This window comes from Kitasatospora sp. NPDC004615 (assembly GCF_042873545.1).
In the GTDB taxonomy this organism is placed as follows: domain Bacteria; phylum Actinomycetota; class Actinomycetes; order Streptomycetales; family Streptomycetaceae; genus Kitasatospora.
Genome location: NZ_JBIALQ010000006.1, coordinates 147,207 through 163,915, shown reverse-complemented (window position 1 = coordinate 163,915; position 16,709 = coordinate 147,207). Strand labels below are relative to the sequence as shown.

12 protein-coding genes are annotated in these 16,709 nt (G+C 69.9%); 5 read left to right on the top strand and 7 right to left on the bottom strand.

Going from position 1 to position 16,709, the window contains the following annotated elements:
- Window positions 1-141 precede the first annotated feature (141 nt).
- The 5 genes from ppdK to ACFYS8_RS21845 form a co-directional block, all read right to left on the bottom strand.
- Window positions 142-3,045, bottom strand: coding sequence for a pyruvate, phosphate dikinase (gene ppdK / locus ACFYS8_RS21865; RefSeq protein ID WP_387643844.1), 2,904 nt, complete (start codon window positions 3,043-3,045; stop codon window positions 142-144).
- A 371-nt stretch (window positions 3,046-3,416) separates the two neighbouring features.
- Window positions 3,417-4,523: a tRNA dihydrouridine synthase DusB gene (dusB, locus tag ACFYS8_RS21860; RefSeq protein ID WP_387643841.1), complete on the bottom strand. Its 1,107-nt coding sequence runs from the start codon at window positions 4,521-4,523 to the stop codon at window positions 3,417-3,419.
- A gap of 292 nt (window positions 4,524-4,815) precedes the next feature.
- The gene (locus tag ACFYS8_RS21855) at window positions 4,816-5,709 is read right to left on the bottom strand and encodes a DUF4097 family beta strand repeat-containing protein (protein WP_387643170.1); all 894 of its coding nucleotides are present in this window, start codon (window positions 5,707-5,709) and stop codon (window positions 4,816-4,818) included.
- Window positions 5,706-6,353 (bottom strand): response regulator, encoded by a 648-nt coding sequence (locus ACFYS8_RS21850; RefSeq protein ID WP_387643169.1) that lies wholly within the window; start codon window positions 6,351-6,353, stop codon window positions 5,706-5,708. Before ACFYS8_RS21850 ends, ACFYS8_RS21855 begins: the two co-directional genes overlap by 4 nt.
- A complete protein-coding gene (locus ACFYS8_RS21845; RefSeq protein ID WP_387643168.1) occupies window positions 6,341-7,612 on the bottom strand; it encodes a histidine kinase in 1,272 nt (423 codons plus the stop codon). The genes ACFYS8_RS21850 and ACFYS8_RS21845 overlap by 13 nt, the downstream gene beginning before the upstream one ends.
- 135 nt (window positions 7,613-7,747) lie before the next feature.
- Between ACFYS8_RS21845 and ACFYS8_RS21840 the strand changes: the two genes are divergently transcribed.
- A complete protein-coding gene (locus tag ACFYS8_RS21840; RefSeq protein WP_387643167.1) occupies window positions 7,748-8,248 on the top strand; it encodes a hypothetical protein in 501 nt (166 codons plus the stop codon).
- A 457-nt stretch (window positions 8,249-8,705) separates the two neighbouring features.
- Here ACFYS8_RS21840 and ACFYS8_RS21835 read toward each other — a convergent pair whose 3' ends face one another.
- Window positions 8,706-9,557, bottom strand: coding sequence for a helix-turn-helix transcriptional regulator (locus ACFYS8_RS21835; RefSeq protein WP_387643166.1), 852 nt, complete (start codon window positions 9,555-9,557; stop codon window positions 8,706-8,708).
- Between the two features lie 101 nt (window positions 9,558-9,658).
- On the opposite strand from ACFYS8_RS21835, the gene ACFYS8_RS21830 reads away from it, so the two are divergent.
- From ACFYS8_RS21830 to ACFYS8_RS21820, 3 genes are all read left to right on the top strand, one after another.
- Complete coding sequence (locus ACFYS8_RS21830) at window positions 9,659-11,092, top strand: MFS transporter (protein ID WP_387643165.1); 1,434 nt, start codon at window positions 9,659-9,661, stop codon at window positions 11,090-11,092.
- A gap of 111 nt (window positions 11,093-11,203) precedes the next feature.
- Window positions 11,204-11,779, top strand: coding sequence for an NADAR family protein (locus ACFYS8_RS21825; protein ID WP_387643164.1), 576 nt, complete (start codon window positions 11,204-11,206; stop codon window positions 11,777-11,779).
- A gap of 1,225 nt (window positions 11,780-13,004) precedes the next feature.
- On the top strand, window positions 13,005-13,739 hold the full coding sequence (locus tag ACFYS8_RS21820) for a hypothetical protein (RefSeq protein WP_387643163.1): 735 nt from the start codon (window positions 13,005-13,007) through the stop codon (window positions 13,737-13,739).
- Between the two features lie 178 nt (window positions 13,740-13,917).
- Here the strand turns inward: ACFYS8_RS21820 and ACFYS8_RS21815 are convergent, their stop codons facing one another.
- On the bottom strand, window positions 13,918-15,300 hold the full coding sequence (locus ACFYS8_RS21815) for a glycine--tRNA ligase (RefSeq protein WP_380483249.1): 1,383 nt from the start codon (window positions 15,298-15,300) through the stop codon (window positions 13,918-13,920).
- 320 nt (window positions 15,301-15,620) lie between these two features.
- On the opposite strand from ACFYS8_RS21815, the gene ACFYS8_RS21810 reads away from it, so the two are divergent.
- Window positions 15,621-16,586 (top strand): metal ABC transporter substrate-binding protein, encoded by a 966-nt coding sequence (locus tag ACFYS8_RS21810; protein ID WP_387643162.1) that lies wholly within the window; start codon window positions 15,621-15,623, stop codon window positions 16,584-16,586.
- Window positions 16,587-16,709: the final 123 nt, after the last annotated feature.

Below are 16,709 nucleotides of genomic sequence, written 5' to 3'. Positions count from 1 at the left end.
GCAAACGTCGCCGGGGCGGGAGCGGACGCCATTGTCCGTTCCCGCCCCGGCTGCTCCGTACGGCGGCTCTCCTGCGCCGAGCTCCGCCGTACGCCCCTCTTCTTACGGAGGGGTGCGGTCAGTGATCCGCGCTGCTTCGTGTCAGCGCGAGTCGCTTCCCGCCGTCTCGATGGCGGCGCGGCCTGCCTCCAGGCGCGCCACCGGAATCCGGAAGGGGGAGCAGGATACGTAGTCCAGCCCCACCTCGTGGAAGAAGTGGACCGAGTCGGGGTCGCCGCCGTGCTCGCCGCAGACGCCGAGCTTGAGGTCGGGGCGGGTGGCCCGGCCGGCCTGCGCGGCGCTCCGAACCAGCGAGCCGACGCCGTCGCGGTCGATGGTCTCGAACGGGCTGACGCCGAAGATGCCCTTCTCCAGGTAGGCGGTGAAGAACGAGGCCTCGACGTCGTCGCGGGAGAAGCCCCACACGGTCTGGGTCAGGTCGTTGGTGCCGAAGGAGAAGAAGTCGGCGGCCTCGGCGATCTGCCCGGCCGTCACGGCGGCGCGCGGCAACTCGATCATGGTGCCGAGCTTGATGTCGAGGTTGACGCCGGTGGAGGCGGCGACCTCGGCGAGCACTCGCTCACACTCGTCGCGGACCAGCTCCAGCTCCTGGACGGTGCCGACCAGCGGGATCATCACCTCGGGGCGCGGGTCGCCGCCGGCCAGCTTGCGCTCGGCCGCGGCCTCGGCGATCGCCCGGACCTGCATCCCGAACAGGCCGGGAATGACCAGGCCGAGGCGGACGCCGCGCAGGCCCAGCATCGGGTTGGCCTCGTGCAGGCGGTGGACGGCCTGGAGCAGGCGCAGGTCGTTCTCGTTCGGGTCCTTGCGGGCCTCGGCGAGGGCGACGCGCACCGACAGTTCGGTGAAGTCGGGCAGGAACTCGTGCAGCGGCGGGTCGAGCAGGCGGACCGTGACCGGAAGCCCGTCCATCGACTGGAAGAGCTCCAGGAAGTCGCCCTTCTGCAGCGGCAGCAGGCTGGACAGCGCGGCCTCGCGGTCCTTGTCGTTGTCCGCCAGGATCAGGTGCTCGACCTCCTTGCGGCGCTCCTCCCCGAGGAACATGTGCTCGGTGCGGCACAGGCCGATGCCCTGGGCGCCGTACCGGCGGGCGCGGTTCGCGTCCTCGGCGTTGTCGGCGTTGGCGCGGACCGCGAGGCGGCGGCGGCCGTCGGCGTGCGACATCAGCCGGTGCACGGCCTGGACCAGCCCGCCCTGGACGTCGGCGCCGGCGTGCAGGGTGCCCTCGAAGTACTCGACCACCGGGGACGGCAGCACCGGGACCTCGCCCAGGTACACCTTGCCGTTGGCGCCGTCGATGGACACCAGGTCACCCTCCTGGACGACCTGGCCGTCGGCGGTGGTGAACTTGCGGTTCTTGGTGTCGACCTCCAGCTCCTCAGCGCCGCAGACACAGGTCTTGCCCATGCCGCGGGCGACCACGGCCGCGTGCGAGGTCTTGCCACCACGCGAGGTGAGGATGCCCTCGGCGGCGATCATGCCTTCGAGGTCGTCCGGGTTGGTCTCACGGCGGACCAGGATGACCTTCTCGCCGGAGCGCGACCACTTCACAGCGGTGTAGGAGTCGAAGACCACCTTGCCGACCGCGGCGCCGGGCGAGGCCGCGATGCCGTAGGCGACCGGCCGGGTCTCGGAGGTGGGGGCGAAGCGCGGGAACATCAGCTGGGCGAGCTGGCCGCCGGTGACCCGGTGAAGCGCCTCGTCCAGGTCGATCAGGCCCTGGTCGACCAGCTGGACGGCGATTCGGAATGCGGCGGCGGCGGTGCGCTTGCCGACGCGGGTCTGCAGCATCCAGAGCTTGCCGCGCTCGATGGTGAACTCGATGTCGCACAGGTCCCGGTAGTGGTTCTCCAGGGTCTGCATGATGGACATCAGCTCGTCGTACGACTTCTTGTCGAGCTGTTCGAGGTCGGCCAGCTGGAGGGTGTTGCGGATGCCCGCCACCACGTCCTCGCCCTGGGCGTTCTGCAGGTAGTCGCCGTAGACGCCCTGGGTACCGGTGGAGGGGTCGCGGGTGAAGGCGACACCGGTGCCCGAGTCCTCGCCGAGGTTGCCGAAGACCATGGTGCAGACGTTGACGGCGGTGCCCAGGTCGTTCGGGATGCGCTCCTGGCGACGGTACAGGCGGGCCCGGTCGCCGTTCCAGGAGTGGAAGACCGCGTGGATCGCCAGGTCCAGCTGCTCGCGCGGCTCCTGCGGGAACTCGCGGCCGGTCTCCCGGAGCACGATCGCCTTGAAGGTCTCGACCAGGATCTTGAGGTCCTCGGCGGTGAGGTCAAGGTCGTTGACGGTGCCCTTGGCGTGCTTGGCCTCGTCCAGCGCCTCTTCGAACAGCTCGCCATCGACGCCCAGCACGGTCTTGCCGAACATCTGGACCAGGCGACGGTAGGAGTCCCAGGCGAAGCGCTCGTTGCCGGACTGGGCGACGAGCCCGGTCACCGAGGCGTCGGAGAGGCCGATGTTCAGGACGGTGTCCATCATGCCGGGCATGGAGAACTTGGCACCGGACCGCACCGAGACCAGCAGCGGGTTGTCCGCCTGGCCGAGCTGCTTGCCCATCCGGGCCTCGAGGGCGACCAGGTGGCCGGTGATCTCCTCGTTCAGCGAGGCCGGCTCGGAGCCGGTCTCGAGGAACACCTTGCAGGCGTCGGTGGTGATGGTGAACCCCGGAGGGACGGGGAGGCCCAGGTTGGTCATCTCGGCGAGGTTCGCACCCTTCCCGCCGAGAAGATCCTTGAGGTCCTTGTTTCCTTCGGTGAAGGAGTAAACAAACTTCTGCTGCGCCGCCACGGGTCGTTCTCCTCGCACACGGTTGCCCTGACGCCGGAGAACATACCCATTTCGAAGGCTGTTTAGGGGAGCGAATAGGTCGTACGAGCTGCGAGGCGGGTCATTGACCAGCAGATCGAATGCCTGAATGGGCGTTTGCCTGCGTTGCTGAAATCGTCCGGGTGACGCTAGCGAGCCTTCAAGAAGTGAAGGCATCGCCACGTGAAGCTCATGCGAACCGGACACACAGTGACGGCATTTACCCCGCCGCGTTTCCCCGGCTTGATTTCCTGCAACCAGCCGCAGCCATCCACCCCGGAGCCCGTTCGGGAAGCGATCCGGACTTGTACACCTTGGCGAAGTCCACTGACTGGCCGTCATCCGCCACGATATGTGGCCAGCGTCACGAGCGCATCTCAACTGTCGAGCCCGGGAACTCTACGTCGCGCGTCGCTTTCTGTTGAGCGATTGGTTACTCCGAGTGGCGGAATTTCGCCTTTGAGGAGCCCTGTTGTCCACTTTGGATAACTAGCCTGGTCCAGTTCGGCCAGCTGCCAGTAGAGGCCATTTCTACCGAACCGTACAGATCATCCGCCAGAGGTGTCCGATTCGGCATCTTCGCCGAGTCGGGCGCACTCGTACGGATCGTCCAACCAGCCTTCGGGCAGGACCACCCGGTTGTTGCCGCTGGTTCGGCCGCGCGGACCGTCGGCGCCGATCGGCCAGCTCTGTTCCTGGTCGACCAGCGCGAGGGTTTCGGCGAGTTCGGTGAGCGAGCTGGAGTTGGCGAGCTTCACCCGCAGCTCGGAGCCGACCGAGAATCCCTTGGTGTACCAGGCGACGTGCTTGCGGAAGTCAATGACGCCGCGGGCCTCGTCCCCGAGCCACTCCCCCAGCAGTTGGGCGTGCCGGACCATGGCGCGGGCCACGTAAGCGAAGGTGGGGCGGGCGTAGTCGACGTCGCCCTCGAAGATCGACACCAGGTCCTTGAACAGCCACGGCCGGCCGAGGCAGCCACGGCCGACAACCACGCCGTCACAGCCGGTCTCGCGCATCATCCGGACCGCGTCGTCCGCGGACCAGATGTCGCCGTTGCCGAGCACCGGGATCTCGGTCGGGACGGACTCACGCAGCCGGGCGATGGCCGACCAGTCGGCGGTGCCGCCGTAGTGCTGGGCGGCGGTACGACCGTGCAGGGCGATCGCGGCCACGCCCTCCTCGGCGCCGATCCGGCCGGCGTCGAGATAGGTGAGGTGGTCGTCGTTGATGCCCTTGCGCATCTTCATGGTGACCGGGAGGTCGCCCGCGTTCCCGACCGCCTGCCGCAGGATGTCTCGCAGCAAGTTGCGCTTGTACGGCAGCGCGGAGCCGCCGCCCTTGCGGGTCACCTTGGGGACGGGGCAACCGAAGTTGAGGTCGATGTGATCGGCAAGGCCCTCCTCGGAGATCATCCGCGCCGCCTTGCCGACGGTCTCCGGGTCCACGCCGTACAGCTGGATCGAGCGAGGCTTCTCACTTGCGTCGAACTTGATCAACTGCATGGTCTTGGCATTGCGCTCGACCAAGGCCCGGGTCGTGATCATCTCGGAGACGTACAGGCCGCGGCCGCCGCTCTGCTCCCGGCACAGGGTGCGGAACGGGGCATTGGTGATACCGGCCATCGGGGCCAGCACCACCGGCGGCCACACCTGCATCGGCCCGATGTTCAGCGGGGCGAACTCGGGCGCTTCGGGCGCTGCCGGGGTTGCCTGGGCGAAGTCGGGCGTGATGGTCATGCGCGGCAGATCCTCAAACGGGTAGGGCCCCAACGGCGGGAGTTCCGGATTCTCCATTCTCCCCCACCGACCGGGCAGGCCGCCCCGCGCTGCGGGACAGCCCCGGTCGGGCGCTGGTCGGGCGCCGGGCAGTCGCGCCAGCGGTCGCGCGCTGGCGGTCGGGAGCGACTGCGGCGCGGGCCGGCCGGATGCGCGGCGGCGCGGCGCTCGGTCAGTGGTGGCTGCCGGTCCGATTGATGTTGACGTCGCCGGAGGCAGTGAGGATGTCCAGCACCCGCGAGGAGGCTGAGTTCTGCAGGGACGGATCCATCACCAGGCCAGCAGCTGCGGCGCTGAGGTCGATCCGGTACTGACTGCCGTCGTCGGGGACTTTCAGCACGAAATTGCCGGAGGCCAATCGGGCCGTCACCGAGGTCGGCGGCCGGTCGTACTGAAGGGTGATCTGGCCCGAGGAGGAGACCACTCTGGCCTCCGCCGACGTCAGCCCGGTGCCGACGATCTGACCGGAGCCGGCCTTGGCCCAGATGGCGCCGCTGACCCGGCTCAGCTCGATCTGCCCGGAACCGGTCTCCGCCGAGGTGGCCCCGGACATGTCGAGGATCTCCGTCCAGCCGGAACCGCTGCGGGACTTGATCGCGGTCGCTGGCGGGACCTGTATCTCCAGGGCGACGGCGCAGCCGAACAGCACGCTCGCTTCCGGGCAGTCGACGGATATCGACAGTGTGTCCGCTTCGACCTGCTTGCTCACAACGGGCATGCGCACGGCCCAGCCAACGCGTTCGGTGACGATCACCCGATCGGTGCCACCGGCCCGCACGGTGACCATGGCCGGACCGGAGTTGATGTCGAGCCGGTCGATCGCCTCGAAGAACGTCTTCTCACGGACACTGTCGCGCTGGACCAGGGAAGCGCCGGTGGTTGCCGCTCCGCCCACCATGGCGCAGGCGAGTGCCAGCACTCCGATGACCCGCCAGATGCGGCGCTCTCCCGTGCGCAGCTCGCCGGCCGGGACGTCCGGGCCGGGTTTCGGCAGCCATCGGGCGTACCGGCCCTTGCCGGCGGGCCGCAGCTCCGGCTCCGCCCCTGTGGTCGATCGTCGTGTCATTGGCTGACCTCCAGGAAGCGAAGTACCGCGAGTACGCGCCGGTGGGTGTCCTCGGCGGGTGGAAGGTCGAGCTTGGTGAGGATCGAGTTGATGTGCTTGGAGACCGCGCTGTCGCTGACCACCAGGGATTCGGCGATCGCGGTGTTGGAGCGTCCTTCGGCCATCAGCGCCAGCACGTCCCGCTCGCGGGGCGTCAACCGGTGCAGCGGATCCTTGTCACGGCGCAGCAGCAGTTGCGCGACCACTTCGGGGTCTAGGGCGGTGCCGCCCTCGGCGACTCGCTGGAGCGCCTCCACGAATTCGTCGACGTTGGCGACCCGCTGTTTGAGCAGGTAGCCGACACCGCTGGTGTTCTTGGCCAGCAGATCGGCTGCGTAGCGCTCCTCGACGAACTGGGAGAGCAGCACGACCGCGGTGCCCGGCCACTGCTGGCGGATCATCAGGGCGGCGCGGACTCCCTCGTCGGTGAAGCCGGGTGGCATCCGGACGTCCGCGACGACGATCTGGGGACGGTGCTCCTCCACGGCGGCGAGCAGCGCCTCGGCGTCCTCCACGGCGGCGGCCACCTCGTAGCCTTCGCTCTCCAGGACCTTGACAATGCCGATCCGCAGCAGGACGGAGTCCTCGGCGATCACAGCTCGCATGGCAGCTCCATGGTGATAGTGGTGGGGCCCCCGCGGGGGCTGGTGATGGCAAGTGATCCGTCCACGGACGCGGCCCGTTTGCGCAGGCCGGTGAGCCCGCTGCCGCGGGTGGCGTCCGCTCCGCCGATGCCGTCGTCGGTGATGGTGATGAGTAGCCGGTCGGAGACCCGACGCAGGGCGAGATCGACCCGGGATGCCTTGGCGTGCTTGGCAGCGTTGGCCAGTGCCTCGGAGACCGTGAAGTACGCGACCGCCTCCACGGTGGGGGCTATCCGGCCCGGCAGGTCGACCGCGAGGTGCACGGGGACGGGACTGCGCGCGGCGATGCCGGAGAGCGCCGCGTCGAGCCCGCGGTCCTCCAGTACGGCGGGGTGCAGGCCTCGGACCAGGTCGTGGAGTTCCTTGATGGCGGCCTGGGCCTCCTCGTGCGCGGTGACGATGACCTCCATCGCCTCGGGCGGAATGTGCTTCAGGGTGCGCCGGGCGAGGCCCAGGTTCATCGCGAGCGAGACCAGGCGCTGCTGTGCGCCGTCGTGCAAGTCCCGTTCGATCCGGCGACGTTCGGCGTCGGCGGCGTCCACCACGTCCACCCGGCTCTGGGTGAGGTGCTCGACGCGGCGCTCCAGCACCTCCGCGCGGTTGGGGCCGAGCAGGGCGCGGACCGTCCAGAGGTCGAGCGCGGCGAGCAGGGCGACCAGCCATGGGGTGAGGAACAGCAGGAGCAGGCCGCCGAGGGTGGCCACCGTGCCGTCTACCGTCCAACCGAAGCCGGAACGCAGGGGGTTGTCCATCGGAAGCAGCCAGACCCAGCCGAAGAAGGTGAACAACACCAGGGCGGTGCCCCAGAGACTGAGGACCAGGGCGGCGCAGAAGGTCTGGATCGGGGCGATGACGAGGTGGTACACGGCCTGACGCCACGTCAGCCCGGCGCGGAGACGGGGCAGCCAGGCTGCGTCCGACGCCAGTCGGCTCGGGATCTCCAGGCCGCGCAGGCTGCGGACCCGGCTGCGCTGGACAGTGGTCAGCAGGTCGAACAGGACCACCAGCAAGAGCAGCCAGACCATCAACGACTTGCCCGGAATGCTGAGCACGATGATGCAGGGCAAGCCGAGCGGGAGGCCGGCTGCCAGGAACAGCGAATCCCGTCGAGTGCCCGCCGACCACGGCGCATGCGCCAGCGCAGCACGGAGCGCTGCGCGGCGGGCCGCTGCGGGGCCGGCCGCCCGAACGGGGCGCGACTGGATCTTCGACTGGAGCATGCGGCACAGCGTAGGGCCGCGCCGATCTCGGCTTCCATGGCGTGAGCCTCCGTCTTTGGGGTGTAGCTGGCTACACCCCAAAGACGGAGCCGCGCGCTACCGACAAGATCCTTGCCTCTGACGATTCTTGACGGCATGACGAATACGAACCTGATGCGTTGTGGCCGCAGCCCGCTCGTTGCCACCCCTGGCGCCGCCCTGGAGTTCCCGATGGCCGGGTCCGAACTCCTCGACGGCGTGGGCATGGTGGGCCTGCTCGCCTCGGTCGGCCCTTGGTCGGTGCGCCTGCGCGCCGGCCGCCGCCCGGCCATGGAGGTGTACGAGTACGGCGAGTTGCTCGATGTGGTGGTCGAGTCCTCGCTAGCTGATACCCGGTTGCGCGGTGCGCGGCGCGGCCGGGCCGGTGGGCCGGGAGAAGGGCCGGTCTCCTGCGCGTGGGGCCGGTGGCCACCAGGCACCGCACCCCGGCCGGTGCTGTTCCGCCCGGGCGGACTGCGCCGCCGCACAGTGCCGGCCGATGCGGTGCGGACGACGGGCAGCTTCTGGTTCGCCTCGGTGGCCGGGGAGTTCCGCTGGGCGCAGGTGTGCTGGTCGTCGGGCTGCACGGAGCACCCGGAGTCGGGGAGGGCGGCATGAGTGTGCTCGCTTCGCCCCTCGTCCGGGTGGGCGGCGGGGTGCGTCCGGTCCGGTCCGGGCGGGTCGGCCTGCGGGTCGGGCCGGTGCCGGTGGAGTTGCTGTTCCTGGGCTGCGGGCTGATCCTGCTGCCCTGGGCGGCGCTGCTAGCCACGCTGCCCGGCGGGACGACCTGGGCCGTACTCGATGTGGTCGAGTCCGCTGCGCTGTCGGCAAGTGCCGTGCTGCTGCGGCAGGGCAGGAGTCCGCGCTGGACGGCCGGGCCGGCTGCCGTGCTGCTGGTCGTCGATGCCGGGTGCGACGTGGCGACGGCGGCGCGCGGGCCCGAGCTGGTGGTGGCCCTGCTGATGGCCCTCTGCGCGGAGCTTCCGCTCGCCGCCCTGTGCTGGTCGATAGTGCTCGGACGATCCGGCCCTGGTCCGGCCGGATCGCCGTCCGCGCGTCGGCGCCCGGTCAGCGGTCAGGCGGCGCCGGCCAGTTGGTGGAGCCGGTCCAGGGTCTCCCGGCCGTGGGGCACGTATCCGACCAGTCGGGTGCCGCTCCTAGGGCCCAGCCACATGTTCGTGTACTCGAAGCGCAGCAGGCCGACTTCGGGCAGCACGAACTGTTTGAACCCGTTGACCATCCCCGACACCTCGTGCCTTTCCCAAGCCTCCTCGAAGTCCGGAGAGGCCTTGCGCAGCCGGGCGACCAACGCCTTCCACCCGGGTTCCGCCGCATGGTCGGCCATCACGGTCCGGAAGCGCGCCACCACCCCTGCTCTGGCGGCCGCCAGGTCCGCCAGGTTCCTCGCGATTGGAGTGTCAGTGAAGATCATCCACATGACGTTGCGGTCCTCTTCGGGGATCGTGTCCAAGTCCCCGGCCAGCCAGGTGTATGCCCGGTTGTACGCAAGGATGTCGAACCGGCTGCTGATCACCACGGCCGGAAACGGGTCGAGCTGGTCCACCATGGCCGCGATCGCCGGGGAGACGGTGGGGCACTCCTTCACCGGCGCCGGGTCCTCGGAACCGGCCAGCGTGAACAGGTGCGACCGCTCGTTGCGATCGAGCAGCAGGGCCCGGGCCACCGCGTCCAGGACTTGGGCCGAGACCTGGATGTCCCGTCCCTGCTCCAGCCACGTGTACCAGGTGATTCCGACCGCGGCGAGGCCGGCGACCTCCTCGCGGCGCAGCCCCGGGGTACGGCGGCGTCCGACGGCAGGCAGGCCGACCTGTTCGGGAGAGATGCGCTCCCGGCGGCTGCGCAAGAACGTGGCCAGTTCGCGCCGCCGATCGTCGGCGGGGGTGTGAAGGTCCGTGGAGGTAGCCATAGCACCAGGGTGTACCACCGCAGATCCTGTTGCCAGGTACTCCTTATACCTGGATAAAGACCGCCTGGTACCAGGCTGAGAGGAGCCTCATCGTAGTACCCGTGACTCAGCAGACAGTGCTACCGCAGATCTCGTCGCCGGTCCGGCCCGCGGCTCCCGAACTGGGTGCCGCCGGCCTGATCACCGTCCTTCTGGGCGCCTTCCTTCCGATGCTTGACTTCTTCATAGTGAATGTCGCGCTGCCGACCATCGACCACGATCTGGTCGCCGGGCCCGCCGTCCTGGAACTCGTGGCGGCGGGCTACGGCATCGCCTTCGCCGTCCTGCTCGTCCTGGGCGGGCGGCTGGGCGATGCCTTCGGCCGACGGCGGCTGTTCATCGCCGGAGCCGTCGCCTTCACCCTCACCTCACTCGCCTGCGGTGCCGCCCCCACCGCCTGGACCCTGGTCGCCGCCCGGGTCGCCCAGGGAGCCTCCGCCGCTCTGCTGCTCCCCCAGGTCCTCGCCACCATCACCGCCACCACCAGCGTTCAGCAGCGCGCCCGAGCCCTCGGCATCTACGGAGCCGTCGGCGGCATCTCGGTGGTGATCGGCCAGGTACTCGGTGGACTCCTGGTCTCGGCGGACCTCTTCGGCACCGGCTGGCGCGCCGTCTTCCTGCTGAACGTCCCCTTCGCGCTGCTCACCGCAGTCCTGGCAGCACGTCATGTCCCGGAGAGCCGGGCGGAGCGGGCCGCGGGCGTGGACCTGCCCGGCACCCTGCTGCTCACGGCGACACTGCTGGCCCTGTTCGTTCCCCTGATGGAGGGCCGGGCGGTCGACTGGCCGCTCTGGACCTGGGTGTCCCTGGCAACATTTCCCGCCCTCGCGGCGGCGTTCGTGGCGGTGGAACGACGGGCCGAGCGGGAAGGGCGAGTCCCCCTCGTCCCGCTCTCGCTCCTGCGGATTCCCGAGATGCGGCGCGGCCTCGGCGTGGCGGTGCCCTACTTCACCGGATTCGGCGGATTCATGTTCGTGATCGCCCTGCTGCTGCAGAACGGGCTGCACCAGGGGCCGGTCGCCGCAGGTTGGGCCCTGGTGCCGATGGCAGTCGGTTACTTCGGTGCCTCACTGGCCGGGCCGCGGCTGGTGGGCCTCTTCGGCAGCCAGGTCATCACGGCCGGCGCAGTGGTCCAGGGAGCCGGCCTGATCACTTTGATCGCCACCGCACTGGGCGACTGGTCGCACTTCTCCCTGCTCCGAATGCTTCCTGGCGTCGCGCTCGCCGGCATCGGACAGGGGCTGGTGGGCATGCCCCTGTTCCGGGTGGTGCTCTCCCGGGTTCCCGCCGAACGCGCGGGGGTCGGCAGCGGCGTGCTGGCGACCACCCAACAGTCCAGCCTGGCCCTGGGAGTGGCCACGCTCGGCACCCTCTTCATCGGGCTCGTCCCCACCCTGGGAATGGCGAACGCGCTGGCTCTGGTGCTCGGCATCCAGGCGCTCGGTTCCCTGATCATCTGCTGGTTGAGCATCCGGCTGCCGCGCTCGGTCGGATGACGGCCACACCCGCCGACCAGGGCCGGAGCAAACACAGCTCCGCAACGGAGGAGGCCGCGGCCTGCGGAAAATGACGGGCACGGCCTCCAGGGACACTGCCAGGATGGCGTCATGACGAATCCGACCATCCTTCCGAGCGACACCCGCTCCCGCGAGCAGCTGGTGGCCGCAATCGCGTCCGGGAGCAGCCCCAAGTACCTGTACTTCTGGGGCCACCGGCCCGAACGGGACGGGCGGATCGGGTCCGGCTCGCTCAGCCAGTGGTGGCCATCGCCGTTCACCGTCGACGGGGTCGAGTACGCCACCGCCGAGCACTGGATGATGGCCGGCAAGGCGCGACTGTTCGGCGACGAGGAGATCGTCCCGCGCATCCTCCGGGCCCGAACGCCCGCCGAGGCAAAGAAGTTGGGCCGCCTGGTCAAAGACTTCGACCAGGACACCTGGGTGGCGCACCGCTTCGAACTGGTAGTGGCGGGCAACGTCGCCAAGTTCGGGCAGGACAAGCGGCTTCGCGACTATTTGCTCCGCACCGGGAAGCGCGTCCTGGTGGAGGCCAGCCCGCTCGACCGGGTCTGGGGCATCGGCCTGGCAGCCGACAACGAATTGGCGAACTCGCCGACGCGGTGGCGCGGGCTGAACCTGCTCGGCTTCGCGCTGATGGAAGCGCGGGCCCAACTGGCAGATTGACGCTCCATCAGCCCGCATCCACCGGGAACGAACACCCCGTACCCTCACAAGTAGGGCGAGTCGGACGGGAATTGGCCCGCGCTCGAAAAACCCGTCGATCTCCCGCCGCGTCGCCACTCGCATTTCCGTCTCGAAAACGTTATGACTTACTCCCGTAACGTGGCCGCCGTATGGCAGCACCAGGATGGCCACCAGTCGTAGTGTCGGGGGCCAATCGGGGGACCCCGTGGAGAAACCAGGGCGGGGCGCGATGACCGTACGCGATCGGGGGCCGGAGTCGGCCGATGTCCAAACACTCAGAGCGGAGTTGGACGAACTGCTCCGGGCCCGGCAGTTCGCCGCACAACGCGAGCGCCGACTCAGCGAAGAACTTCGGGCCGACCATGCCCCAGGCCCCGGCCGCCCGACCCGACAGCCCGACCCCGAACTGCTCCGGCAACTCGCCCAGGCCCAGAACCTGCGCGAAGGCCTCGGCGCACGCTGCCTCGAACTGAGCGACCGACTGCTGGCCGCCGAAGACCGTCTGCTGCCCAGTCGCTCGGCCGCCGAGCCGCCCCGCCACCAGGGCCACGCCCCGGCGGGCTTCGCAGGGACAGCCCGCACGGAACCCCCGGTCGGCTGGGACGCCGCCCCGATCCCCCCGCAGCGGCCGCGTTCGCCCACGTCCGGCTTCGACGCGAGCCAGCACGGAACGCCCATCGGACACGGCACTCCCCCGGGCCGCGGCATGCCCGCAGGACGACCGGGCCCGGCGCCCACCGATTCGACCGCCGGCCCCTTGCCGATCCGCACCCGCTCCGGCGCCGGCCGTCCCGAAACCGCACCGGGACAGGCCTCCTGGGCCAGGACAGGCATACCGGGCCAGGCCGCCGACGGCCCCCGGCCCACCAGTGCAGGGCGCCCCGGTCCAGGGCTCCCGCACGCGGAACGCCCCAGCACAGAACGCCCTGGTCCGCACCAGGGCACAACCAGCGCATGGAACACCCGGCCCGGCACTGCCGCACCGGGCACCGCCCCAGCCGACAGGGCATCAGCCCCGACCGCACAGGCCCAGCAGGCCCGGCAAGCCCCGCAAACCCCGCAGGTCGGCGGCCCCAACGGCGAGCGCTTCCGCTCGGCCGCTTCGGGGCGCGGCCCCGCCACACCGCACCGGGGCGGGGCCCACGGTGTCGAGGACGCCACGCAGGCGCCCGGCCAGATACGGGCGCGGACGACGGTGGAGCTGGTGGCCCTGGTGCAGCGCATCAGCGGGCTGCACCAGCAGGGCGCGACACACGAGTCGGCGGCCATCGTGCGCCAGGTGGCCGTGATGATCACACCGGAGGACGTGGCCCGGCTGGCCGCGATGCTGCAGCAGAACGGTCCGGCGGGCTCCTCCACCTACCTGGCCCGCTCGGCCTCCACCGGGGCACCGGAGCACGCGGCGGCCACCCTCGCGGTGCTGCGCCGCGACGGGATGATCAACGAGGCGGCCGACCTCTTCCACACCCTGTGGTCGGCGAGTTCGGCGGCCCTGCCGGCGCTGCTGGCCGCCCTGGAGCAGTCCGGCCAGTCGGCCGACGGCCAGACCCTGCTGTGGGAACGCGCCTCCGCACCGGCCGAGGAACTCGCCGAGCTGGCGCAGCACTTGAAGGCCGCCGGACGGACCGCCGACGTACGCCACCTGCTGCGGCAGGCCGCCGGGCGGCCGATCAACGAAGTCGCCGCGATCGTGGGCGCGTTGAGCGAGGAGACCGCCGCGGAGCTGATCGGCGAACTGGCACGGATTCGGTCCGCGAGCGACATCAGCCGGTTCGGTGCCGCGATCCAGGGGTCGAGCGAGCTGTACGACACCCTGCTGTTCGCCGCCGACGATCTGGAGGAGAGCCGGGCCCGCAGCGTGTTCACGGCGCTGCGCACCGGCGGACTGCCGACCGAGCTGACACCACGCCCCCGGTCCCGGTCCCGGCAGCGCCGCTGACTCCCCTGCGGGCCGGCCGCGCGCAGGCGAACACCGAACCCGAACGCCGCCAGCAGAACCACCGCCCGCCGCAAAACCGCGGCTCCCGGCCTGCGAACTCGAATTCGCGGGCCGGGAGCCGGGGTTGATGCTCAGCCGGTGAGACTCAGCCAGTGGGGCTTCACCGGGTGTTGCGGCGTCAGCAGCCGATCAGGCGGGCGCCCAGGTAGGACTTCACCTGGTCGAGCGACACTCGCTCCTGCGCCATGGTGTCACGCTCGCGGACGGTCACCGCGTTGTCCTCGAGGGTGTCGAAGTCGACGGTGACGCAGAACGGCGTGCCGATCTCGTCCTGGCGGCGGTAGCGCTTGCCGATCGCACCGGCGTCGTCGAACTCGACGTTCCAGGCGGAGCGCAGGTCGGCGGCCAGGCCGCGGGCCTTCGGGGAGAGGTCGGCGTTGCGGGACAGCGGGAGCACCGCGACCTTGACCGGGGCCAGGCGCGGGTCGAGCCGCATGCCGACGCGCTTCTCCATGACGCCCTTGGCGTTCGGCGCCTCGTCCTCGAAGTAGGCGTCGATCAGGAAGGCCAGCATGGCGCGGTTGAGGCCGGCGGCGGGCTCGATGACGTACGGGTAGTACCGCTCGTTCGCGTCCTGGTCGAAGTACTTCAGGTCCTGGCCGGAGGCCTCGCTGTGCACCGTCAGGTCGTAGTCGGTGCGGTTGGCGACGCCCTCGAGCTCGGAGAACTCGCTGCCACCGAAGTTGAAGCGGTACTCGATATCCACCGTGCGCTTGGCGTAGTGGGACAGCTTCTCCTTGGGGTGCTCGAAGAAGCGCATGTTCTCGGTGCGCAGGCCGAGGTCCACGTACCAGTTCCAGCGCTGCTCGAGCCAGTACTCGTGCCAGGTCTCGTCCTCGCCAGGCTTGACGAAGAACTCCATCTCCATCTGCTCGAACTCGCGGGTGCGGAAGATGAAGTTGCCGGGCGTGATCTCGTTGCGGAAGCTCTTGCCGACCTGGGCGATGCCGAACGGCGGCTTCTTGCGCGAAGTGGTCTGCACGGCGCGGAAGTTGGTGAAGATGCCCTGCGCGGTCTCCGGGCGGAGGTAGGCCAGGCCGGACGCGTCCTCGGTGACACCGAGATGCGTCTTCAGCATGCCCGAGAACTCCTTGGGCTCCGTGAAGGCGCCCTTGTTGCCGCAGTTCGGGCAGTTGATGTCGGCGAGGCCGTTGGCCGGGAGCTTCTTGTGCTTGGCCTCGTAGGCCTCTTCCAGGTGGTCGGCGCGGAAGCGCTTGTGGCAGGAGAGGCACTCGGTCAGCGGGTCGTTGAAGGTCGCGACGTGGCCGGAGGCCTCCCAGACCTCGCGGGCGAGGATCACCGAGGAGTCGATACCGACGACGTCCTCCCGAGCGGTGACCATCGCACGCCACCACTGGCGCTTGATGTTCTCCTTCAGCTCGACTCCCAGCGGACCGTAGTCCCAGGCGGCGCGAGTACCGCCGTAGATCTCGCTGCAGGGGTAGACGAAGCCACGGCGCTTGCTCAGGCTGACGATCGTGTCGATCTTGTCGGCGGCCACAGTGCTCTCTTCAGTACGACGGCGCGGTCAGGGCACGGCTGGTTGCGCGCGCCCGAAGAAACTCAGAGTACCGGGGATGCAGGGGCGGGATTCAACTCGATAGTGGCAAGGACGGGCGGCCGGGCGGCCCTGCCGGAGTGAACGGCCGTACACGTCCCGGCGTGTTGGCGCCCGGCCCGACGCCCGGCGCACGGCCGGCGGACAGCGGCGCGCGGGGCTGCCGACACCCGCTCGCGGGAGGTCGCCGGGGCCGCAGTGTGACCCCGATCCCCCCGAAAGCAAGTTGACAATCATTTCCACATAAGATGAGAATGGTTGTCATGAAGATTCGCCACCTGTCGACCTCGATAGCCTTCGCCGCCACGGCCACGGTCGGCGCGCTCCTGCTCTCCGCCTGCGGTGGCACCAGCAGCGCGGCCGGCAAGGACGGCGGAAAGCTGAACGTGGTGGCGTCCTTCTACCCGATGGAATTCCTGGCCCGGCAGATCGGCGGCGAGCACGTCAAGGTCACCGACCTGACCGCCGCCGGCGTCGAGCCGCACGACCTGGAGCTCACGGCCAAGCAGGTCGCGGCAGTGCAGCGGGCCGACACGGTGATCTACCTCAAGGGCCTGCAGCCGACCGTGGACAAGGCGGTGGCGCAGACCCACCCCAAGCACGTGGTGGACGCCACCGCCGCCTCCCCCCTGGTGGACCACCACCTGGACGAGGGCACCACCGAGCCCGACGGCCACGGCGCCGAGCACGACCACGAGCACGCCGATGCCGCCGGCGACCCGCACATCTGGCTGGACCCGACCCGGTACGCGGCGGTCGCGAAGAGCGTCGGCGCCGAACTCGCCGAGGTCGACCCGGCGAACGCCGCCGAGTACCAGCGCAACACCGACACTCTGGTCGCCCAACTGGCCACCCTGGACCAGGAGTTCCGGGACGGTCTGCAGAACGTCAAGACCAAGACCTTCATCACCAGCCACGCCGCGTTCGGCTACCTCGCCGACCACTACGGCCTGAACCAGGTGGCGATCAACGGCGTCGACCCGGAGGCCGAGCCCACCCCGTCCCGGCTGGCCGCGATCCAGCGTGCCGCAAAGGACAACGGCGCGACCACCGTGTTCTTCGAGGCCCTGGTCAGTCCCAAGCTGGCCAACACCGTGGCCTCCGACCTCGGGCTGAAGACCGCCGTGCTCGACCCTCTGGAGGGGGTCAAGGATCAGGCCAAGAACGACTACTTCTCCGTCATGCGGCAGAACCTCGACAACCTGAAGGCCGCCCTCGGCGCGAGCTGATCAGCCCGCCCCGACCACCAGGCCCGACCACTCAGGCCGACCGGATCCACCCACCCGACCGGATCCACCCACCCACCCAAACCACCCACCCGACCCGAACCAACCGGCGCGAGCCGAGCGAGG

Bases quoted from the DNA above. Each gene is read 5' to 3' on its own strand.
- ACFYS8_RS21850 (WP_387643169.1), bottom strand. From the start codon at position 6,353: ATGCGAGCTGTGATCGCCGAGGACTCCGTCCTGCTGCGGATCGGCATT.
- ACFYS8_RS21855 (WP_387643170.1), bottom strand. From the start codon at position 5,709: ATGACACGACGATCGACCACAGGGGCGGAGCCGGAGCTGCGGCCCGCC.
- ACFYS8_RS21835 (WP_387643166.1), bottom strand. From the start codon at position 9,557: ATGGCTACCTCCACGGACCTTCACACCCCCGCCGACGATCGGCGGCGC.
- ppdK (WP_387643844.1), bottom strand. From the start codon at position 3,045: ATGCCTTCACTTCTTGAAGGCTCGCTAGCGTCACCCGGACGATTTCAG.
- ACFYS8_RS21840 (WP_387643167.1), top strand. From the start codon at position 7,748: ATGACGAATACGAACCTGATGCGTTGTGGCCGCAGCCCGCTCGTTGCC.
- ACFYS8_RS21810 (WP_387643162.1), top strand. From the start codon at position 15,621: ATGAAGATTCGCCACCTGTCGACCTCGATAGCCTTCGCCGCCACGGCC.
- ACFYS8_RS21825 (WP_387643164.1), top strand. From the start codon at position 11,204: ATGACGAATCCGACCATCCTTCCGAGCGACACCCGCTCCCGCGAGCAG.
- ACFYS8_RS21845 (WP_387643168.1), bottom strand. From the start codon at position 7,612: ATGCTCCAGTCGAAGATCCAGTCGCGCCCCGTTCGGGCGGCCGGCCCC.
- dusB (WP_387643841.1), bottom strand. From the start codon at position 4,523: ATGCAGGTGTGGCCGCCGGTGGTGCTGGCCCCGATGGCCGGTATCACC.